The 22,254-nt window shown below is 37.2% G+C and carries 21 protein-coding genes; 3 read left to right on the forward strand and 18 right to left on the reverse strand.

All coding sequences use genetic code 11. The features are described from left to right. The first annotated feature begins 219 nt into the window (after positions 1-219). Both Q2U82_RS00855 and Q2U82_RS00860 read left to right on the forward strand, forming a co-directional pair. Positions 220-1,608: an Ig-like domain-containing protein gene (locus Q2U82_RS00855; protein WP_410005886.1), complete on the forward strand. Its 1,389-nt coding sequence runs from the start codon at positions 220-222 to the stop codon at positions 1,606-1,608. A gap of 20 nt (positions 1,609-1,628) precedes the next feature. Beyond that, positions 1,629-3,236, forward strand: coding sequence for an FG-GAP-like repeat-containing protein (locus tag Q2U82_RS00860; protein WP_410005887.1), 1,608 nt, complete (start codon positions 1,629-1,631; stop codon positions 3,234-3,236). 96 nt (positions 3,237-3,332) lie between these two features. Here the strand turns inward: Q2U82_RS00860 and Q2U82_RS00865 are convergent, their stop codons facing one another. From Q2U82_RS00865 to rimO, 6 genes are all read right to left on the reverse strand, one after another. Further along, entirely contained in the window at positions 3,333-3,731 is a 399-nt protein-coding gene (locus tag Q2U82_RS00865) for an RDD family protein (protein WP_410005888.1), read from the reverse strand. 37 nt (positions 3,732-3,768) lie between these two features. Next, positions 3,769-4,560: a hypothetical protein gene (locus tag Q2U82_RS00870; protein ID WP_410005889.1), complete on the reverse strand. Its 792-nt coding sequence runs from the start codon at positions 4,558-4,560 to the stop codon at positions 3,769-3,771. A gap of 137 nt (positions 4,561-4,697) precedes the next feature. Next, the gene (locus Q2U82_RS00875; protein ID WP_410005890.1) at positions 4,698-5,891 is read right to left on the reverse strand and encodes a tRNA modification GTPase; all 1,194 of its coding nucleotides are present in this window, start codon (positions 5,889-5,891) and stop codon (positions 4,698-4,700) included. Positions 5,892-5,961: 70 nt separating this feature from the next. Beyond that, complete coding sequence (locus Q2U82_RS00880; protein WP_410005891.1) at positions 5,962-6,597, reverse strand: porin family protein; 636 nt, start codon at positions 6,595-6,597, stop codon at positions 5,962-5,964. A 96-nt stretch (positions 6,598-6,693) separates the two neighbouring features. Beyond that, complete coding sequence (locus tag Q2U82_RS00885) at positions 6,694-7,908, reverse strand: glycosyltransferase (protein ID WP_410005892.1); 1,215 nt, start codon at positions 7,906-7,908, stop codon at positions 6,694-6,696. 63 nt (positions 7,909-7,971) lie between these two features. Then, positions 7,972-9,279 (reverse strand): 30S ribosomal protein S12 methylthiotransferase RimO, encoded by a 1,308-nt coding sequence (gene rimO, locus Q2U82_RS00890; protein WP_410005893.1) that lies wholly within the window; start codon positions 9,277-9,279, stop codon positions 7,972-7,974. 229 nt (positions 9,280-9,508) lie between these two features. Between rimO and Q2U82_RS00895 the strand changes: the two genes are divergently transcribed. Beyond that, on the forward strand, positions 9,509-11,407 hold the full coding sequence (locus tag Q2U82_RS00895; protein ID WP_410005894.1) for a prolyl oligopeptidase family serine peptidase: 1,899 nt from the start codon (positions 9,509-9,511) through the stop codon (positions 11,405-11,407). An 87-nt stretch (positions 11,408-11,494) separates the two neighbouring features. Here Q2U82_RS00895 and ftsY read toward each other — a convergent pair whose 3' ends face one another. The 12 genes from ftsY to Q2U82_RS00955 form a co-directional block, all read right to left on the reverse strand. Beyond that, positions 11,495-12,448 (reverse strand): signal recognition particle-docking protein FtsY, encoded by a 954-nt coding sequence (ftsY, locus tag Q2U82_RS00900; RefSeq protein WP_410005895.1) that lies wholly within the window; start codon positions 12,446-12,448, stop codon positions 11,495-11,497. Between the two features lie 212 nt (positions 12,449-12,660). Beyond that, a complete protein-coding gene (locus tag Q2U82_RS00905; RefSeq protein WP_094746013.1) occupies positions 12,661-12,813 on the reverse strand; it encodes a DUF4295 domain-containing protein in 153 nt (50 codons plus the stop codon). Between the two features lie 8 nt (positions 12,814-12,821). After that, on the reverse strand, positions 12,822-13,004 hold the full coding sequence (gene rpmG, locus Q2U82_RS00910) for a 50S ribosomal protein L33 (protein WP_014782808.1): 183 nt from the start codon (positions 13,002-13,004) through the stop codon (positions 12,822-12,824). A gap of 27 nt (positions 13,005-13,031) precedes the next feature. Then, a complete protein-coding gene (gene rpmB, locus Q2U82_RS00915) occupies positions 13,032-13,271 on the reverse strand; it encodes a 50S ribosomal protein L28 (RefSeq protein ID WP_014782807.1) in 240 nt (79 codons plus the stop codon). 77 nt (positions 13,272-13,348) lie between these two features. Then, a complete protein-coding gene (locus tag Q2U82_RS00920; RefSeq protein WP_410005896.1) occupies positions 13,349-14,596 on the reverse strand; it encodes a CinA family nicotinamide mononucleotide deamidase-related protein in 1,248 nt (415 codons plus the stop codon). Continuing rightward, on the reverse strand, positions 14,597-14,938 hold the full coding sequence (locus Q2U82_RS00925; RefSeq protein WP_410005897.1) for an Hpt domain-containing protein: 342 nt from the start codon (positions 14,936-14,938) through the stop codon (positions 14,597-14,599). It lies immediately after the preceding gene. A 1-nt stretch (position 14,939) separates the two neighbouring features. Further along, positions 14,940-15,551, reverse strand: coding sequence for a fumarylacetoacetate hydrolase family protein (locus Q2U82_RS00930; protein ID WP_410005898.1), 612 nt, complete (start codon positions 15,549-15,551; stop codon positions 14,940-14,942). Positions 15,552-15,558: 7 nt separating this feature from the next. Then, positions 15,559-16,332, reverse strand: coding sequence for an exonuclease domain-containing protein (locus tag Q2U82_RS00935; protein WP_410005899.1), 774 nt, complete (start codon positions 16,330-16,332; stop codon positions 15,559-15,561). 112 nt (positions 16,333-16,444) lie between these two features. Further along, positions 16,445-17,791 (reverse strand): dihydrolipoamide acetyltransferase family protein, encoded by a 1,347-nt coding sequence (locus Q2U82_RS00940; protein ID WP_410005900.1) that lies wholly within the window; start codon positions 17,789-17,791, stop codon positions 16,445-16,447. A gap of 102 nt (positions 17,792-17,893) precedes the next feature. Further along, complete coding sequence (locus tag Q2U82_RS00945) at positions 17,894-19,015, reverse strand: glycosyltransferase family 2 protein (RefSeq protein WP_410005901.1); 1,122 nt, start codon at positions 19,013-19,015, stop codon at positions 17,894-17,896. 3 nt (positions 19,016-19,018) lie between these two features. Further along, a complete protein-coding gene (recR, locus tag Q2U82_RS00950) occupies positions 19,019-19,639 on the reverse strand; it encodes a recombination mediator RecR (RefSeq protein ID WP_410005902.1) in 621 nt (206 codons plus the stop codon). An 85-nt stretch (positions 19,640-19,724) separates the two neighbouring features. Beyond that, positions 19,725-22,217, reverse strand: a complete 2,493-nt coding sequence (locus Q2U82_RS00955; protein WP_410005903.1) for a VPS10 domain-containing protein — start codon at positions 22,215-22,217, stop codon at positions 19,725-19,727. Between the last annotated feature and the right edge of the window lie 37 nt (positions 22,218-22,254).

Consider the following 22,254-nt stretch of genomic DNA (forward strand, 5'->3'; position numbering starts at 1 on the left):
GCACAGCTGTTTCCGATTTCTTGATTGGTTGGCCTGCTATTCTAACAGCAATATAGCTAAAATTATTCTTCAATCTTAACCCAAAGGACGAGACCTTCTGTAGCTGATTTTAGTTTCTTAATTTTCAAAACTCTGCTAACTATTGCGTTAAAATAATAAGATTTTCATACATTTAAACTTAATTTTTTTCTATATAACAAAACGACCCCCAATATCATTATGAAATCTTTTCTATTCCGAATATCTCTTCTGCTGTTTTCTATATTAATTCTCAATGCCTGTAAGGACGATGAAGGTTCTGATTATGTTCCTTTAAACATTATTGCCAACGCAGATTCTGGAGAGGTTTTTCAGAATGCTGTCTTGGAGATTGCTGTTTTAGCCAATGACACCAATGTTCCTCAAAATGGCATTATAACCCTTACGGCGCCACAAAGCGGAACGGTAACTATAAATAACAATGGAACGTCCGCAACCATTCTTGACGACACGGTGGAATATAGCCCTAATGTAACTTTTGTGGGGGAAGTTACGTTTGAATATACCATTTGCGACCCTTCGGGACAAAGTTGTGCCACTGGAACCGTTACCATTACTGTTTTGCCTTTTTCTCCTGTAAATTTTGATATTAATGAGGTTCCTTATGAAAAGCTTTCTGATTATAATTTTTATGAAGGAAACTTAGCAGATTTATCGCCTGTATATGGAGTTTTACCCTACGAGCCCATAAACACGCTGTTTTCTGATTATGCACACAAAAAACGTTTTGTGTGGATGCCTTATAATGTTTCAGCAACTTACGTTTCTGATGGAGACAACCTTGATTTTCCTCCGGGGAGTGTTTTGATTAAAACCTTCTATTACGATAATGTTTTGCCTAATAACACCACCAAAAACATTGAAACCCGTTTGCTGATTAAAAAAGCCGATGGTTGGATTTTTGCGAATTATATATGGGATGAAGCCCAACAAGAAGCCATACTAAACACCACAGGAAATGGTTTTAACGTTCCTATTGATTGGATTGAAAACGGGGAAACCAAATCTGTTAATTATAGAATTCCATCAGAAACGGAATGTTTTATTTGCCACAAGTCTTTTGACATGATTATTCCAATTGCACCAAAACCGCAAAATTTGAATTCTATTTATAGTTATGCAGAGGGTATGGAAAACCAACTTGAAAAGTGGAAAGAAATTGGATACCTTTCAAATAACAATATTCCCGCAAATATTGAAACTGTGCCAAATTGGAAAGATATTTCACAGACTTTAGAAACCAGGGTGCGCTCCTATTTTGATATAAATTGCGCCCATTGCCATGTGTATGGCGGTCATTGTGGCGCACGTTCCCTGCGCTTGGCTTTTAGGGAAAGCAATAACCCGGATAACTTAGGGATATGTGTTGAACCCGATCTTCAGATTCCCGGCTATGATGGCGCAAAACTAATTACTCCCGGTGATGCTGAAAATTCAATCCTCTTTTTTAGACAAGCCACCACCTTAGAAGAATACAGAATGCCTATGAACGGCAGAACATTAGTAGATGAAACTTTTCTTCCCGTTTTGGAAGAATGGATTAACTCCCTTACTGAACCTTGTGACTAACCAATTTAATACTATATATTATGAAAAAGATATTTACGCTATTTTTAATAATGACCTTTTTTGGAATAGGAAATGCCCAGGTATCATTCACCTCAGCCCCTATTTCAACAACTGGAGCAGAGAGGGCTGCAGTTGATATGAACGGTGATTTTTTAGACGATCTGGTTTCCGTAACTGAAAATAATATTCAAATATACTATCAGCAGCCAAACGGTAGTTTTGTAATGAGGAACATTGCCACCTCTTTTGCAGACAACCTTCCTTCTTGGAGTCTTTCCGCTGCAGATTATGATAAAAATGGCAAAACTGATTTACTTTATGCGGGAGGAAATGGCGTAACGTTTATGAAAGCCAATAATAGTGACGGCTTTGATGAAATTAGCTTTCCTCAATATGTGTTTTCACAGCGTTCCAACTTTGTAGATATCAATAATGATGGCCATTTAGATGCCTTTGTATGTCATGATGTAGCGCCCAGTGTTTATTATATTAATAACGGAGATGGAACTTTTACCTTTCATCAAGGCGATATTGGCGACTATCCCACCGGAGGGAATTATGGCTCTGTATGGGTAGATTATGACAATGATGGCGATATGGATTGTTTTATCGCAAAATGTAATGTGAACGGAGATGTTAATGAAAGAAGTGAAAATCAACTCTATCAAAATGATGGCGTGGGCAATTTTGTGGAAGTAGGAGAAGCTGCAGGGTTAAAAGACAATATGCAAACCTGGTCTTCTGCTTGGGCAGATTTTGACAATGATGGTTTTCTGGACGTATTTATCGGAAGCAGCTCTAGTAGTTTCACTCATAAAATAAACAGAAATAATGGCGATGGAACCTTTACGGATATTTCTGCTTCTACAGGAATACATGCGTTAACAACCACTGGTATTGAAAATTGCACTTATGATTTTAATAACGATGGCTATGCCGATATTTTATCCAATGGAAACATCCTTCTTAATAATGGAGATTTAACCTTCTCTTTAATTCCCTTTGCCTTGCCGAATAATAACGGCTCCTTAGGCGATTTAAACAACGATGGATTTATCGATTCTTTTACCGGTGAAAATATTTATTATAATGATGCAAACTCAAACCATTGGATAACCCTTAACACAATAGGCGTGGAAAGTAATATTAATGGTATTGGGGCACGGGTAACCATCACCTCAGCTTTAGGAACACAAATTCGTGAGGTGCGCAGTGGTGAAGGTTTTAAATATATGAGCACGCTTAACACACATTTTGGGGTAGGCTTAGATACCGAGATTACTACACTTACAATCAATTGGCCTTCAGGAATTGTAGATGTTCTAGAAAATGTAGCTGTTGATCAAGTAATTTCTGTTGTGGAAGGTTCTACAGTCCTTGGTATAGATGAAAATATAGTGAGCAATCTTATTCTTTACCCCAACCCCACTGAAGGTATTTTAAATCTTGGTAATTTAACTGATTTTGCAAATCCAGAGTATTCCATTTTTGACATTAAAGGGAAAAAAGTGATGGACGCAAGATTAGACTCAAATGCTATTAACGTCTCTAATTTGGCAACCGGAAATTACATTCTTAAAGTTCACGACGACAATACCTTAAAATCGCAGCGCTTTATTAAAAGGTAGGTGTCTAAAGGAAGAAAAAAAAGCTATCTAAAAAGTGTACTTTTTAGATAGCTTTTTTTTGCAATTCTATAAAGGTTTCTCCGTTTGCTGTTGTTTTTATTTATTTACAACATAAGTCATAGAAATTGAATCATGCCAACCTCTTTCAGAAACAAGAAAAGAAAGAGCATCAAAAGGAATCAGTCTGCAAAGATTTCTAATAAATAAAGTTTTGAAATCCGGTTTGTTCCCAGTAGAATCGATAACCTTAGTGCCAGTTATAAACTTTCCGGGGGTCCTGCCAAAAGCGTATTCAAAAACCAAATGATACAATACGTATAAAGCAAAAAAATACAATACGAACCAACCAGAGCCACCTTCGGGCATTATTCCAACCCAACCATCAAGAACCATTGCATTTAAAAAAATAAGGAAGTAGAAGCCAATTGTATCTAATATATTGTTTCCAAATCTACTCCCTTTACTTGCGTAATCAGTTAATAATTCATTATTCATTACCTATATTTTTAATGTGTGTTAATGTTTATATGGTTTATTCTGCAATATATTCGTGCACAGAATAATTTGAAGTGGAATTTGACGCATCATAACTTACTTTAGTAACATAACCTTGATTGTCATATTCTAAAAAATTACTATAAGTTCCGCCTCCACTAAAGTTATAAGTAGCGGTTAAAGGATTGTCTTTTGAAACTCTTAAACCAAAAATCATAAAAAAGGTATTGTGCTCATATTCCATTACGCTTCCGGATGGGTCTAATTTTTTATTAGAATCAAAATTGGAATATTCAAAAACATCGCCACCTGTATAATTCGATATTAATTGATTATCTGAATTGCGGGTAAAGGACTGCGTAAAAACATTATTCGGCATCGAAGTTTGATAATATTTTGTAGCGTTGACAAAACTGTTTGAAAATTCAATTTCCAATGTTCTATCAGACGCATCAGAAACAAGAATTATAGAATTGTTTGTAATGCTTATATTATTATAATTAATTGTTTCATCTGTTCCGTTTGGGTCAATTACATCGGTTGCCCGTATGATTCTGCTAACGTTTCCATTTGTATAATTAACTGTAAATGTTCTATTTAAATAATTAATCTCATTTAAAGTAACCGATTCTATTTTGTTGTCGCTATTATAAAAAACTTCTTTTGATGAAATCAAAGTTCCATCTCTAAAGCTGTTAGTCTTTTTGTAGAGTTTTACTTCATTTTCATTATTAGGTCCTTCTTCTTCATTGGGCTGGCCGTCATCTGAAGAACAGGATATTATAAAAATTGCAATTAAAATAGTCAATAATAAATTTTGTTTTTTCATTTCACATTCTTGTTTTTAAATTATTTGTAAGGTTTTAAACGGCAGCTTTTTTAGTCTTTATCCCGTAAAATAAATTAATTATACCATCATCAAGAGCAGCGTATAATTGTAAATAATACTTTCGGGAACACTACTATTTAAAACAAAGTGTATCCCAGCAAAAAACAAAAGGAGCCATATTTTGAATTATAGGCGTTATAATCTACCGTAAGGCTACGGTCCGTTTGGTAACGCACTTCTGCACTGTATTTATTATTGTATTTGTAACCAAAACCAATTACTACACTACTTCCAGACACTACTTCTAGATCGTCGCCCATTTCAAATGTTAGTTTTGAGTCCAAAACTATATCTACCAAAAAAGAGGCATTCGCAAAAAGCTTTGATTTTTCATTCAAAAAGAAATAATGCCGCAAGCCAAAGGGTATTTCAATGGATGTATAATCCACTTCCACTGCCTGCCCTCCTTCCGTAACCGCTCCGGCAGGATTGTATGATTGATAGGTGGGCTCTAAAATTAGGGCCCATTTGTTAAGCTTGTATGGAATAATATATTCAAACTCCAAACCTATACTGAAACCAATTTCTGTATCAAAATCTGCATTTTTCGTCTTGATGGCTGCATTTTTAAAAGAAAAGGAAGCACTGCGAACACTGGGACGTATGGTAAGGTTGAAATCTCCTTTGGGTTCGGCCATTTCATAATCAGCTATATTGGCATTTCTGCATTTGTTGTATATTTTAAAATAGTTGGCCAATTCTGATTGGTTATACTCAAGTTTATTGGCCATACCTACATTTATCGTTTGGCATTTCAAATTGGTGAACAACTGTTGCTTGTATTGCTCGTTCTTTCCAAATATAGTATTGGCTGCCTTATAGCGCTTATAGATTAACTGCTCAATAGGAATTTTATAAGCACTGTAAAAAAAACGCTGCAGATTTGAGTCTGAATAAGCATAGAGATTGGCATCGCCCGTTATAAGTACTTTTAGAAAAAGAGTTTCTTCCTCCAGATTCGGAGCCTTGGTTGACGATAGATTATTGTTATCGTCAGAAGATCTGTCCATAGCCACTGTAGCCCGAATGTATTTATACTTTCTTTCTACACCAAACTCAGCAACGTCATTTATTTTCAATAGTTTGCTCGCCGCCTCTTTGTTCTCTTTAAATTCTAGCTGTGACGGATTGTTTTTCCAACCTTCATTTTTAATAAGCCCTTCCACCTTTTCACCAGAATTGTTGATGTAGTATGCTTCTTCAAACTTAACTTGGGCTGTGCCAATAGCAATACAAAAAAGAAACAAGAAACTTAAAATGGAATATTTCATAATCTATAATTTAAAATTGTTTTGGAAGTTTTTGATGAAACTTAATGTAGGGTCGTTTTAAGTGTTCTATTTACAAGCTGTATTCAAATCCAAAATTTAGCACAGAGGAATAGATGCCGTAATCGCGTTTTATCAACCCAAAATAGTAACGCGCGTTTAATCCTAAGCTTTCAGTAAGCTTGAAACCTGCTCCAAAAGCAACACCTGCGTCAAAGGTATCAGGATCGGCTGTACTTGGAGCGTTGAAATTAGGGTCGTCTGTTGGAGATGTGATTATTTTTTCCTTATTGCTCAATATAAAACCAAACTGTGGGCCAGCTTCCACATAAAAAGTTTCATTTATATGATATTGTGCCATTATAGGCAATAGTATGGTGGATTCGTTAATACTCTTTTTTAAGTCACCAACTTTGGGTTCGTTGTTGGCATCATCACGAATCTCAATATCCTTTAACACAAAACGTGCGCCTTGCATTGCAAAAAGTAGCTCAGGCTGTACCTTAAATTTTTCAGTGATGCCAATATTGGCAAAACCACCAAAGTAGAAGCCTATTTTTCCTTTATAAACATCCATAAAAGCATTCGGGGTCCTGTAAGAAGCGTAATTTGCCCCGCCTTTAAAACCAAAAGCGAGATTGCTATCCTGTGCTTTTACGCCCAGGGCAAATAATATAAAAATGAGGAGTAAGGTTATTTGTTTTTTCACAAGGAATCTTTTTCTGTTTAATGTGTGCAAAGTAGTTTTTTCAGACAAATGAAACAAACATATCTGAAATATATTCTTTCAGAAAAGAAACAGTGATTATTTATTTTTTTCTGCAATCCACTTGCTTAGATACTTCGTGCTTTGCAGTGTATGATATTGAAGTATTTGTCCAATGAAGTTACCTTGGCGATGCTTCTCAAGATTTGCTAAAAGTGTGCTGATGTGTTTTTTGAAAGCTTCTGAAAACAGTTTTTTCTGAAACCGTTTTTCAAGAATTTTGAAACCGTTTTGCTGTGCAATATTCCAAGTGTCTTCTTCAGAATATAACTTCAGGGAAGTTTCTATAAATTCTTCTTTTGAAGTAGTAACCGCTCCACCAAAAGGGAGATTTCCGCACATTCCCTCTGCCCCGATTTTGGTTGTTACGGATGGTAAACCAAAGTGCATTGCATCTAAAAACTTACCCTTCAACCCTGCACCAAAACGCAATGGAGCAAGTTGAACGCGATAATTTTTCATGACAGCTTCCACATGTTCAGCCCAGCCTTTTAAAATAAAACCTTCTTTTTTGTTATTTAGTTGAAGTATTTGCTGTGGCGCATAAGCTCCATAAATATGAAGTTCAGCTTCGGGAAGCTGTTTTTTAATTTCCGGCCAAAGCGCTTTTAATTGCAAAACCGAATCTACATTTGGCGCGTGTAGTAAATTGCCAATAGCTAGAAAGTTTTGGCGTTCTTCAAATGAAGGTGTTTTTTTAGAAATTTTTTCTACCAGAAAAGGCAAATAATAAAGTAGTTCCGAAGAGATTTTAAATGTATTTTGAAGCAATTCCATTTCATATTCTGAAATGATAAGTGAAAGATCGCAACGTAAAATACAGGCGAGTTCGCGTTTTGCAATTTCAGAGAAAAGATTTGCCTCAGAAATAGGTTTGCCGTTTTTAATTGCTTCTTCCCTAGCCTTTCGTAAAAAATGTAAATCTTCGGTATCGAGAATTTTTAAGGCATGTGGGCAATTTTCGGAAACCCGCCACCCAAATTGTTCTTCGGTAATATAGCGGTCAAAGATTACAATTTCAGGGTTCAGCTCTTTAATGAAATCATCAAAAGAAGCATCATTCAGCAGAATAGATTTCACTGAAATATTTTGAGCTTGAAGGTTTTCAGTTTTTTCAGAAAAAGCCGCTGTACTGGCAAAAGTGATTTGGCAGTTTTCTTCCTGAAACAATTCAACCAATTGCATCATCCTGCTTCCCGCAGCAGTGGTGCTGGGCTCTGGAAATGTGTGGCCTATTATTAAAAGTTGTTTCAAGTTGCAGGTTGCAGGTTGCAGGTTGCAGGTTAAAAAATAAAATAGAAAGCCAACTTTAGACTTTTAGCTTTTAACTATTTCAGCGTATAAATCAAAATCCTCCGCGGCGATAATTTTTACATTGAAGAATTCGCCAGTTCGCAGATAGCCTTCTTCAGCATTTATCAAAACTTCGTTGTCAACGTCGGGGCTGTCAAATTCAGTTCTTCCCACAAAGTAGCCTCCTTCTTTTCTATCGATTACAACCCGGAATTCCTTGCCTATTTTCTGCTGGTTCAATTCCCAAGAAATCTGTGATTGGATTTCCATAATTTCATTGGCACGATCCATTTTTACATCTTCCGGCACATCATCTTCTAGGTTATAAGCGTGTGTGTTTTCTTCGTGAGAATAGGTAAAACAGCCCAAACGCTCAAAGCGCATATCTTTTACCCACTGTTTTAGGGTTTGGAAATCTTCTTCGGTTTCGCCGGGATACCCAACAATTAATGTAGTTCTGATTGCCATTTCAGGAACAGCAGCGCGGAATTCTTCCAACAATTTTGTGGTCTTCGCTTTTGTAGTTCCGCGGCGCATCGACTTTAAAATTGGGTCTGCAATGTGTTGCAACGGAATGTCTATATAATTACAGATTTTAGGCTCGTTGCGCATCACTTCCAAAACGTCCATCGGGAAACCCGTTGGAAACGCGTAATGCAAACGAATCCATTCTATTCCTTCAACTTTTACAAGTTTTTGAAGCAGTTCTGCAAGGTTTCTTTTTTTATATAAATCCAACCCATAATAGGTTAAATCCTGTGCAATTAATATCAGTTCCTTCACTCCTTTTGCGGCAAGCTTTTCTGCTTCAATAACCAAATCTTCCATTGGAGTGCTTCGGTGTTTTCCGCGCATAATTGGAATTGCACAGAATGAGCACGGACGGTCGCAACCTTCAGCTATTTTGAAATATGCGTAGTTTTTTGGGGTTGTGGTTATACGTTCGCCAATCAATTCGTGTTTATAATCGGCGCCCAAAGCTTTCAGCAATCCGGGAAGTTCCGTTGTTCCGAAATATTCATCCACATTCGGAATTTCCTTTTGAAGGTCTGGTTTATACCTTTCAGAAAGACAGCCAGTAACAAAAACCTTATCTACCAAGCCTTCTTCCTTCTTCTGAACAAATTCAAGAATGGTATTGATGCTTTCTTCCTTTGCATTCGCAATAAAGCCACAAGTATTTATTACCACAATATTTCCTTCCTCCTCGTGCACAACTTCCTTATTGCTGGCGCGCAACTGGCCCATCAGCACTTCGCTATCATACACATTTTTGGAGCAGCCAAGTGTTACTACGTTTATCTTGTTCTTTTTTAGGGTTTTGGTACGCATTTCTTTTAATTATGAATTCAGAATTATTAATTATGAATTTTTGGTTTCGTTCTAATATCTGCTTTTTGTTTCGAATTCGTAATTTGGAATTCTTAATTTTAAAAAGTGTGCAAAGATACTACTAAAAAAAACAAACAAATGCCAAATTCCAATAACTGCAAACTACGACTAAACACTGCGACTTTTTAAGTAACTTTACACTTCTTAAAAAAATCAATACTATTTACCGATGAAAAAAATAACTTTCCTGCTAGCCTTTCTATGTGCTGGCTTTTTATTCGCACAAAAAACAATGACACCGGAGCTTTTATGGCAGGTGAAAAAAGTAAGTCCGGTTGGTATTTCCAATGACGGAAAAGAGCTGTTTTACAAAGTTTCCACTCCCAATATGGAAGAGAACAGTTTCGATTCAAAATATTATAAAATGTCAGTTTCTGGAGGGAATTTCACTGAAATTTCAAAAGACGAAGCTAAAGTGGCTGATAAAAACCTTTCCCCAAACGGACAGTATCTTTTAATGAACAAACCAGTTCACGTAAAAGATGTAGCCGGAAAAGATATTTACAAAGATTTACCTAAAAGTGACGCCTACGTTTATACTTCCCTAGATTACAGACATTGGGACAAATATAACGATGGCAGCTACAACCACGTTTTCTACAAAGACACCAAAACTGGTGCTGAAATAGATATTACACCCGGGCAACCCTATTACACGCCGCAAGCACCTTTTGGTGGCGATGAAGATTATGTTTGGGACCCAAAGGGCGAAAACATCTATTATGTCAGTAAGAAACTGGCAGGGACAGAATATGCAGTTAGCACCAATACCGATATCTACAAATTCAATTTAGCCGATAAAAAAACTGAAAATATTACTGAAGAAAACAAAGGTTATGACACACAGCCAGCATTTTCAAAAACTGGAGCACTGGCATATTTACAGATGAAAACTCCGGGTTATGAAGCTGATAAAAATGATATTATCGTTTTTGAAAATGGCGTGAAACAAAACCTTACCTCACAATGGGATGGAACAGTTAACGGATTTCTTTGGGCAAACAATAATAAGGATATTTATTTCACGGCTCCGGTTGACGGAACGCAACAGATTTTTAAAATAGATTATCCCGGAAAAACAAGAAAAATGGCGGTTGTTGAACAGCTTTCTAAAGGACAATTTGACGTTACGGGTATTGTTGCCGAAAACAACGGCCACTTAATTGTTACGCGCACGGATATGAATCACGCTTCAGAAATTTTTTCCTTTGATTTAAAGAGCAAAACATTCAAACAACTTACGCAAGTAAACACTGAATTCTATGGAAAGCTTGATTTGCCAACAGTTGAAAAAAGAATGGTTACTACCAAAGACGGCAAGCAAATGCTGGTTTGGGTAATTATTCCACCCAATTTCGACAAAAACAAAAAATACCCAACCTTGCTTTATGCACAGGGCGGACCGCAATCTGCTTTATCTCAATTCTATTCCACTCGCTGGAATTTTCAATTGATGGCTTCGGAAGGATATATTATTGTAGCGCCAAACCGACGCGGTATGCCAGGTCACGGTGTGGAATGGAATGCCGACATTAGTGGCGATTGGGGTGGAAAAGCAATGCAGGATTACCTCGATGCTATTGACGCTATTTCAAAAGAAGCTTATGTTGATAAAGATCGTCTTGGTGCAATTGGAGCGAGTTTTGGTGGTTATTCCGTTTTTTGGCTTGCAGGAAATCACGACGGGCGTTTCAAAACGTTTATCGCCCACGACGGCGTTTTTGATACCCGAGCAATGTATGGAACAACTGAAGAGCTATTCTTTGTAAACCACGATATGGGCGGAGCATATTGGGATAAAAACAACGCCACTGCACAAAAATCATTCAATGAATTCAACCCGATAACCTATGTTGATAAATGGGACACTCCAATTATGATTGTGCAGGGCGGAAAAGATTACCGTGTGCCAATTGAACAAGGATTGGGGGCTTTTCAAGCTGCACAGTTAAAGGGACTAAAGAGCAAACTTCTATATTTTCCCGAAGAAAACCATTGGGTGCTGCAACCGCAAAATGCGCTTGTTTGGCAACGTGAATTTTTCAGTTGGTTGAAAGAAACGCTATAAAAGCTTTAGACTTTAAACAAAACTAAAAAGCCAAGTATTCACAATTAAAAAATTTGTGAATACTTGGCTTTATTTTTTTTGATAAAATTATTTGAAAAAGGAATCCACAAACTCAAATTTATTGAAAACCTGTAGGTCTTCCATTCCCTCACCCACGCCAATATACTTCACGGGAATTTTAAATTGATCACTAATACCAATTACAACTCCTCCTTTCGCGGTTCCATCTAGTTTGGTAACGGCAAGCGAAGTAACTTCGGTAGCAGCGGTAAACTGTTTTGCCTGTTCAAAAGCATTTTGCCCAGTAGAACCATCCAATACCAAAAGGACATCGTGTGGCGCATCTGGGATTACTTTTTGCATAACGCGCTTCACTTTTGTAAGCTCGTTCATTAAATTCACTTTGTTGTGAAGTCGTCCCGCGGTGTCAATAATAACAACATCGGCATTTTGGCTTACGGCGCTTTTAAGCGTATCAAAAGCCACGCTTGCAGGATCGCTGCCCATACTTTGCTTTACGATTTCAACGCCAGTTCTGTCCGCCCAAATTTGAAGCTGGTCAATCGCTGCAGCGCGAAAGGTATCAGCAGCTCCCAAAACCACTTTCTTTCCAGCTTTTTTGAACTGATATGCCATCTTTCCAATAGTTGTAGTTTTCCCAACTCCATTCACCCCAACTACCATCACTACATATGGCTTTTTATTTTCCGGAACTTCAAACTCTGTGGCGTTACCTGAATCTACTTCGCTTAAAAGACCAGCAATTTCCTCACGAAGAATTTTGTTGAGTTCATCCGTTCCCAAATATTTATCTTTGGCAACCCGGGCTTCAATCCTGTTGATTACCTTTAAGGTTGTATTTACGCCAACATCACTGGAAACAAGTATTTCTTCCAGATTATCCAAAACGTCATCATCAACTTTACTTTTTCCTGCAACAGCTTTGCTCAGCTTGTCAAAAAAGGAAGTCTTTGTTTTTTCAAGTCCTTTATCAAGTGTTTCTTTTTTCTCTTTGGAAAATATTTTTTTAAATAGACTCATTTTAAAAATTCAAGGTTTCAAGTTTCAAGTTCCAAGTTTTTACTCAGTTGTTCAACTTTGTCAAAGTTTAATCTCTAACGCTCCTTCCCCTATTTCAGGGGAAGGTGGCTTTAAAATTGCTTTTCGGGCAATTTTAAAGACGGAAGGGGTGAGCAAAAATACGAAAAGCCACCTTCGCAAAAAAGTGGCTTTTTCTGAATATTTTAAGCTGGTTATTTTTTGTTTAACCAGTCATTTACCATTTCTGGAGCCATGATAGACTCAGTAAATGTATAAGCTCCTGTTTTTGGCGATTTAACCATTTTTATTGCTTTGGTTAAACGCTTTGAACCTGTTTGTAACGATGCTACTGATTTCTTTGCCATGACTTATATTATTTAATCTCTTTATGAACCGTCATTTTCTTAAGAATTGGGTTGAATTTCTTCAACTCCATTCTGTCCGGTGTGTTCTTTTTATTTTTGGTAGTGATGTAACGGGAAGTTCCAGCTTGTCCAGACTCCTTGTGCTCTGTGCACTCCAAAATTACTTGTACTCTATTTCCTTTTTTAGCCATTGTAACAGACTTTATTGATTATTGCAATTATTTAGTTAAAAAGCCTTTTTCGCGAGCTTCTTTCATAACCGCAGAAATACCTTTTTTATTTATGTCTTTTATTGCAGAAGCAGATACACGAAGGGTTACCCACTTGTCTTCTTCTGGAATATAAAAACGCTTCTTAAGCAAATTTACATCAAACTTACGTTTGGTTTTATTCATCGCGTGCGACACGTTATTTCCAACCATCGCTTTCTTTCCGGTAAGTTCACAAACTCTTGACATTTCCTTAACTTTTTTAAGTTATTTTAAAACAGGGTGCAAATTTAAGTAATTCTTTTGTGATGTACAACAAAAGAAAATCAGTTTTTTGAAATTTCTTTTAGAAGCATTTCGAAAGCTTTGTTTATTGTCTTTTCAATAACGCGAAAACGGTCATTTCCAAAACTAAATTTTTCTGAAACAATTCCTCTTGGCGAAGCAATAGCAATACATACCGTGCCCACTTCATCTACGCCGTCGCCTTTTGTTGGACCTGCAATTCCTGTAGTTGCAACAGCGTAATCCGTACTGAAAAGCTTGCAACAATTGACCACCATGCTTTCTGCCACTTCAATACTCACAACAGTATATTCTTCTATTAAGGAAGAAGGAACCCCAAGAATCTGCGTTTTTAGTTCGGTTTTATACGGAACAATACTTCCGAGAAAAAAAGAAGATGCGCCTGCTTCGGAAGTAATCTGTTCGGCAATAGCCCCTCCCGAACAACTTTCAGCCAGACTTAAAGTTTGCTTTTTTTGATTGAGAATGTGCGCAATTCTGCCAACAATACTGGTTTCGTCCTCATAACCAATGGCGATATCTGAAAGCATTTCACTTAAAATCTCCATTCTTGAATCAATACTTTCCTGTAAAACCGACTCATTATTTCCGCTAGATGATAACCTTAAACGAACTTTTCCCAAGGAAGGCAAGTATGCAAGTTTTATATTTTCTGGCAATTCATTTTCCCAATTGGCAATTCTTTCGGCAATGGCGCTTTCGCCAAGGCCATAGGTTAAAAGTGTTTTGTGATATATAAAAGGTCGGTTGAAACGCTTTATAACTCTAGGCAAAACTTCTTCTTGCAAAAGATGTTTCATTTCATAAGGCACACCCGGCAAGGAGACAAATACTATTTCATCCCTCTCCATCCACATTCCGGGAGCAGTACCGTAAAGATTCATTAAAATAGTTGCTTTGGAAGGAACCATAGCTTGCTGAAAATTTGCAGGCAAAGGTTTATTCAATTGGTATTTTTTGAAAAGTTGCTTAACGTTTTCAATAACGCTTTGATCTTCAATTAATGTATCATCAAAAAAATCACAGAAGGTTTGTTTGGTAATATCATCTTTTGTAGGGCCCAATCCGCCGGTAACAATTACAAGGTCGGCGTGTTTTTTGGCATCTTCAAAAGCCTGTAGAATATGGTTTCTGTCATCTTGAATTGAAGTAATTTGATATACCTTCACCCCTATTCTGTTCAATTCCTTTGAAATATAGGCTGAATTGGTATCAACAATTTGACCGATGAGAATCTCATCGCCTATGGTTATAATCTCTGCAAGCATTTATAATTTGAAATCTTCCCTTAGCTCATCAAATACATGGTTTAATGTATCAAGTACGCTTTCAAGATGTGGAAGAACAGTCGCTTTATTTTTCGAAGTTTTGGACCAAGCTTCAATGCTTGTTATGTCTTTAAGAGCATCAATACCGAACATTTCTATATTCGGTTTCATTTTATGGGCAAATTGGTATGCCAATTCCCGGTTTTCATTTTCAATGGCTTCTTTCATGGAATACAAATCTGGTGGTATCTCCTCCAAAAAAGTTTGGGCTAATATCTTTAAAAAATCTTGGTCACCATCAGCGATCTCAGCAAGATTTTCTTTTGCATAATACTTTATCATTCTATTTTACTTTTATGGAAAACATTTCTGTCTCACCAATAAATCCCGTCAATATATCATTGGCTTTAACGCTACCAACACCCGCAGGAGTTCCTGTAAAGATAATGTCCCCAATTTTCAGTGTAAAATATTTTGAAATATATTCGATTAACGCATCAATTTTCCATATCATCAGCATAGAATTGCCTTTTTGAACTACATTTTCGTTACGTTTTAAGCTAAATTCTATAGAATTCAAATCTTCAAATTGTTCTTTTTTTAAGAAATTTCCTACGACAGCAGCTCCATCAAATGCTTTTGCCTTTTCCCATGGCAGTCCTTTTTCCTTTAACTCCGTTTGTAAATCCCTGGCAGTGAAGTCTATTCCCAAGCCAATCTCATCATAATATTTATGGGCAAATTTTTGGTCAATGTGCTTCCCTATTTTATTGATTCTAACTAATAATTCAACCTCGTGGTGCACATCATTTGAAAATTCGGGAATAAAAAAGGGCTGTTTTTTTAATAATATTGCGGTGTCCGGTTTTAAAAAGATAATCGGCTCAGAGGGCTTGTTGTTATCAAGTTCTTTGATATGATCCGCATAATTACGGCCAATACAAATTATTTTCATAGTGCAATTAAAGTTTTGTGTTCAATTTTTGAAGTCGGATTCGCGTCAATACTTTTTTGGTGTAAAGCGGAAAATCGGCATTTAGCAACCATCCAAAATATCCGGAATCCTTCTCCATTATATCAGTAACCAAACTTCCTTTGTATTTTCCGAAGGAAAAAACCTCAACACCTTCCTCGTTATAGCTTATGAAACCAGCAAAATCCGCATGATCTTTATGCGAGCTAAAGTCTGCCAAAAAATTCACATCGTTTTCAAGCTCATCGTATTTATCAAGCTGGGCTTTTAAAACTTCATAGGTCGCGTTTGTATCTGCAGCAGCGCTGTGGGCATCTTTCAAATCTTTATTGCAATAAAATTTATAGGCTGCTTCCAAAGTTCTTTTTTCCATTTTGTGGAAAATAGTTTGCACGTCAACGGACATTGCTTTTTTCATGTCAAAATCCACTTCGGCACGAAGCAATTCTTCAGCCAATAATGGAATGTCAAAACGATTTGAATTAAAACCTCCAAGATCACTATCCTTTATCAACGCGTAAATTTTTGGAGCCAATTCCTTAAAAGTTGGCTCGTTGGCAACCATTTCATCAGTAATTCCGTGAATTGCAGAAGAAGCTTCCGGAATGGCCATTTCAGGGTTTACACGCCAAGTGTGGCTTTCTTTATTTCCGTTCGGGAATACTTTTAAGATTGCAATTTCAACAATTCTGTCCGTCGCCACATTAATTCCTGTGGTTTCAAGATCGAAGAAACAGATTGGTTTTTTTAAGTTGAGTTCCATTATTTTGTTTTGTAGTGCAAAGATACTTTTTATTGAAGTTTTGAAGGAGCTTATAAAAAAGAAAAGGGGATTTTGAATTCAAAATCCCCTTTTACACTATATATACAGTATTCTAAATTTCTCTATTTAAATCCCAAGTTTCCAAATAATCAGCAACTCGTTTTACAAATTGTCCGCCCAAAGCGCCGTTAACAACTCTATGGTCATAACTATGGGAAAGAAACATTTTAAAACGAATTCCAATAAAATCACCTTCTGGAGTTTCGATAACCGCGGGCACTTTTCGGATTGCTCCCAAAGCTAAAATACCCACTTGCGGCTGGTTGATTATTGGAGTTCCCATAATGCTTCCGAAGGTTCCCACATTTGTAACTGTGTAAGTACCCCCTTGAATATCATCTGGTTTAAGCTTGTTTTCACGTGCACGGTTTGCAAGGTCGTTTACGGCTTTGCTCATTCCAACTAAATTCAATCTATCCGCATTTTTAATTACTGGAACAATTAGATTTCCATCTGGAAGGGCTGCTGCCATTCCTAAGTTTATGTTTTTACGCTTAATAATATTGTTGCCATCAACTGCAATATTCATCATCGGGAAGTCTTTTAGTGCTTTTGCAACTGCTTCCATAAATATTGGTGTGAAAGTTAAATTTTCACCTTCGCGTTGTGCAAATCCATTTTTCACTTTATTTCTCCAGTTCCAAACGTTGGTAACATCGCACTCAACAAAAGACTGAACGTGTGCTGAAGTTTGTGTACTTTCAACCATGTGGTGCGCAATAAGTTTGCCCATACGCGTCATTTCAACAATTTCATCCTCACCACTAACCGAAACCGGAGCTTTTGGTTTTGCAGCTTCAGGGCTTTTGGCCTCAGTTACTGCTTGTGGTTGGGTTTGCTGCGGCTGCGTTTTAGCTGAAGAACGGTTTTCAATATAAGCCAAAATATCATTTTTAGTCACGCGACCGTCTTTTCCTGTACCAGAAATTCCATCAAGTTCTGCTTGTGAAATATTTTCGGCAGATGCAATATTTTTTACCAATGGCGAATAGAAACGATCGCCCTTGTTTTCAATAGGTGATTGAGTAGCTTGCTTGGCAGTTTCAACTTGTTTTTCAACTTCTATTGCTGCGCTCTCCGCAGTCTTAGCAGCGGTTGGCACAGCTTCTGATGAAGGAGCATTTTCAGCAACAGCTTTTTCAGTTCCATTACTACCGCCAGAAGTTTCAATAATAGCGATGGTTTGGCCAACTTGCACAACATCATCAACATTAAAAAGTTTTTCAACCAAAACACCATCTACCTCACTGGGCACTTCACTATCAACCTTATCAGTAGCGATTTCAAGCACAGCCTCATCAGCTTCAATGGTATCACCCACTTCTTTTAGCCAGTTAGTCAAGGTTGCCTCTGCAACGCTTTCGCCCATTTTGGGTAGTTTCAATTCAAATTTTGCCATAACAATTATAATGTCTAATGCCTAGATAAGTAATGATTAATATAGGGTTTCTAAAACGTTGCAAAAATAGTTAAAATTTGTTCGTTTTGGGTTTCAAATTTCTTAAAAAACAACCACACCACCCTTTTCATCGCTTTGGTCGCTTCCTATTATGAAATTGCAACCCGATGGACGTATGCGAAAAAGATTGTCGTGCCCTTTTAGTTGTTTCATCAATTGGAAGATTTCTTTATAGGAAATATATTCAGCATCAAAAACCAACAAGCTATTTTTGATAACAATCTGAGAATGCACATTTTTTGAAGCCATTTGAAAAACTGTTGCTGTGGTCGCGGAAAGTTTTTCAAGCAGTTCAATGTTTTCTGTGAAGAAATAGTTGCGTTCTAATTTTGGAAGTGGCACTATTTTTTTATCGGAAGTAATTTTACGTGCCGCTTTGGCAAAAGCAACTCCCGCGGAAACCGAACTTTCTAGTAGAAAATTCTTATTGAAATGCTTTCTGTAAAAAATCTGCATTGCGCCGTAAAATCTCTCGAAATAAGCATCGTCTTTTTTGGTGCTCTCACCTTTATAATGCAGTACAGTAGTACCTCCAAAATAATGATTTTTATAACCTGCCAAGGTTATTTTATATGAAAGGTCAATATCTTCACCATACATAAAATAATCCTCGTCAAAACCGCCAACTTCGTTGTAAATGCTTCTTTTTAAAATCATAAAAGCTCCCACAAGTATTTCAACTTCGCCTTGTTCGTTTTTAGAAATTTGGCTGGCATAATATTTCTTTGTAAAACCCGTAAGTTTCAATAGTGAAACTTTTGGAGTGGGAAGGTTCCGCTTACTCTCAGGTAAAAAGTTTCCCGTACCATCCATTAAATAAACGCCTAAGGCTCCAATGTTTTCAATACTTTCTGAATATTCAATTGCCAACCTAAAAGTATCTTCGGAAACAGCGGTGTCTGGATTTAGAATACAAACGAATTCACCTTTAGCAACCGCAACCGCTTGATTGTTTGCTTTGCTAAACCCTACATTTTCCTTGTTCTCAATCAAAACCACATTTGGAAAAAGGGTTTTTACCATTTGGCAGCTATCGTCTTGGGAATCATTGTCTATAACAATAATTTCGGCTTCCCAGTTTTCGATTGCTTTTTGAACGGAACGAATGCACTGCTCAAGAAAATAGCGCACATTATAATTAAGGATAACAACAGAAAGTTTCAAAGTTTATGTGCTTTTTAATGAAGATTCAAACGGAATGCGATGCAAAATGCTTCGGCCCAAGGTAACCTCATCTGCATATTCAAGTTCATCGCCCACAGAAATGCCACGCGCAATGGTAGTGGTGGTAATATTGTAGGGCTCAATTTGTTTATAAATATAAAAGTTTGTGGTGTCACCTTCCATTGTTGAGCTGAGTGCAAAAATAAGTTCACGGACGTTTCCTGTTTTTACCTTTTCAACTAAAGAAGTAATAGTTAAATCTCCTGGACCAATGCCATCCATTGGAGAGATTTTTCCACCCAAAACGTGGTAATGGCCACGATATTGACTGGTATTTTCAATTGCCATAACATCGCGAATGTCTTCAACAACGCAGACCAATTGCTCATCACGCCTCGGGTTGGCGCAGATTTCGCATAGCTTTGAATCACTAATATTATGGCAGTTTGCGCAAAAATTTATTTCATCGCGCATTTTTACCAAAGTAGCAGCTAATTTTTGTGATTGTTCCTTGGGTTGTTTCAGTAAATGAAGCACCAAACGCAGCGCGGTCCGTTTGCCAATTCCGGGGAGTTGGGACATTTCATTTACCGCGTTTTCAAGAAGTTTTGAAGAAAATTCCATAGTATTTTAGCTGCGGCCAAGATAAAAAAAATGCTTCAGAAAAAAGAGATTTTTCCTGAAGCATTCCTCATGCATAAAGTGGTTCTTAATTTATAAGAATCTTTTTGGTTGCAGTTCCTTCCTCGGTATTCAGACGAACAAAATATGTTCCTGAAGAAAGTGATGAAACATTCACTGTATGCTTATTTGAAATTAATGCATCTGCTTCATAAATAAGAAGTTTTCCTGTGATGTCAAAAACACGTACTTCAGCTTTCATTGATTTTGGTAATGCGATTGTAAATTCTGATGTTGCTGGGTTCGGATAAATACTCATAGTACTTTCAGAAATCACATCTTCAATACCCACTGTGTTATCAACCAATGGGGAAGCCCAAAGGCCTCTTCCATATGTTCCTGCAAAAAGCGTGTTGGTTGTGTTATTGATGTCCAATTCATTTATAATCACATTTGGCAATAGGTTACTGTATGGCTGCCAATCTGTAAAAGTATCGTCAATATAATAGATGCCATAATCCATACCTAAATAAAGTCCGTTTTTACCGTTATCATCCCAAATAACTGCCAAAGCACTAAAACTTGGAAGGTTTAATTTAAGATCCGTCCACGTGTTTCCACCATCATTGGAAATAAATACACGATTGATACTTGTTGTTGCAACGGCTATTTTATCTGGATTTGTGGGGTGAATAGCTATAGAGTTTATGACTCCACCCGGAGTTGTCGTTTGAACCCAATTTGTTGCTCCAGCGTCTGCGGTTCTATAAAGTACGGGACCTCTTGAAGCATACATTACCTGATTATTGGATTGAGAAATTTTTAAATTATCTAAGTTGCCTCCAAAATTTTGCGAAATAGCCGTCCAAGATGTTCCAAAATTGCTGGATTTATAAATAATATTATATCCTACATATATAGTATTTGCAAGAACAGGATCTTGTTCAAAAGGTGTTACCCAGTTTCCAGAACCGCTACCCGGTTCATTAAGACCCACATAACTACTACCACCATTATTTGTGCGATAAAGCTGGCCATTTTGGCTTGTTCCGTAAAATATACTGCTGTTGGTTTTATCAATAAATGATTCCATTCCATCGGCACCTAGCCAATCTTTCCATCCAGTTGCAGCAGTGTAAAAAGAGGTTCCATTATCTTGCGCACCTCCAGATACAATTGAATCGGTAGTTTGGGAAACTCCAATTTTGTAAAATTGACGAATACCTAACCCGTCTGTAAGATCTTCGTAATAGTTTGCGTTAAGTGTGCCAGTATTTGAGGCCTTATAGATACCTCCGTCAGTTATCGCAAAAAGTGTTGTTCCATAAAACATAAGATCGTCCACATCAGCATGGCAATATCCAATATTAGCTGAAGCAGCATTTCCTGGTATCCAATCTGCAGTACATGTAAAACTGGTTCCTCCGTTCATAGATCTCCAGGTTAGAATTCCTGCAATGTGCACTTCATTTACATCTGTAGGATTTACAGCTATACCCATATCACGTGGGGCTTGACCACTGTTATCATTTCCGCTAGTGCTATATCCAAAAAAGTTAAGACCTCCGTGGTTCAATTTTGTGAAACTGCCACCACTATCACTTGAAGTGTAAAAAGCACCGAATCTACCATTAGAAGCCTCCAAAACATAAACTACACTTGCATCATCAGGAGAAACTCCAATCATTTTAGGACCGTTGGTAAATCCGCCTATAGTTGTAAATGTTGCCCCTCCATCAATTGATTTATGAAAACCACTACCTGAAGCATAAACCACTGATAAGTCTCCTGGTTTAAATTCCACATCATAGCCTCTGTTATCTCCAGAAACAACTTTTACCCAGTTAGCACCACCATCTGTTGATCTGTAAATACCAACATTTTCAGCAGTTGCAAACATCATGTTTGTGCTAGAAGGGTTTATAAGAATTTTATTCACATTACTACTTCCTGTTTGCCCATGTAGATTCCAAGTTGCCCCAGCATCAGTAGATTTAAATATTCTTCCCCCTGTAGACCCAAAAAAGTAAGTGTCAGAATCTGAAGGATCAATAGCTACTGAATAAACAGAAAGATTTGAAAAATAATCACACATTGGAGTCCAAGTTTGAGCACCGTCTGTGGTTCTCCATACACCACCAGTATTTGCACCAATAATCATATGGTTAGCATTTCCTTCATCGATAGCAAGGCCTGTAATTCTACCTACGCCTGGATTCCAACCTGAAGTGGCATTCCAAGCCGTAGGACCCATTTCTTGCCAGTTATCTGGAAGAACCGCACGATTTTGCGCTGTACTGTTTAAGTATGCGTTCCAACGTTGAAGTTCATTCACGCGCTCTTCTATTGTTGGCAGATATCCATCTTCCTTAACCATTCTAAGGGCGTTATATTCCCATCTTTTAAACTGTTTGTAGCCAGTTCCACGACCTTTGTCTTTGTTGGCAAAGTAGGCCTCGGCACTGTCAATAACATCCTGCACTTTATAGGTGCCGGCATCGATCATCTGAAGATATTCCTGTGCCTGACCGGCAAAAGAACCTAAAAGTAATGCAAAAAATAGAAGTAGTTTTAAACGCATCTTTTTAATTTTTAAGTAGTTATATAAATATTTATTC

It is taken from the genome of Aequorivita nionensis (assembly GCF_046352995.1).
In the GTDB taxonomy this organism is placed as follows: Bacteria; Bacteroidota; Bacteroidia; order Flavobacteriales; family Flavobacteriaceae; genus Aequorivita; species Aequorivita nionensis.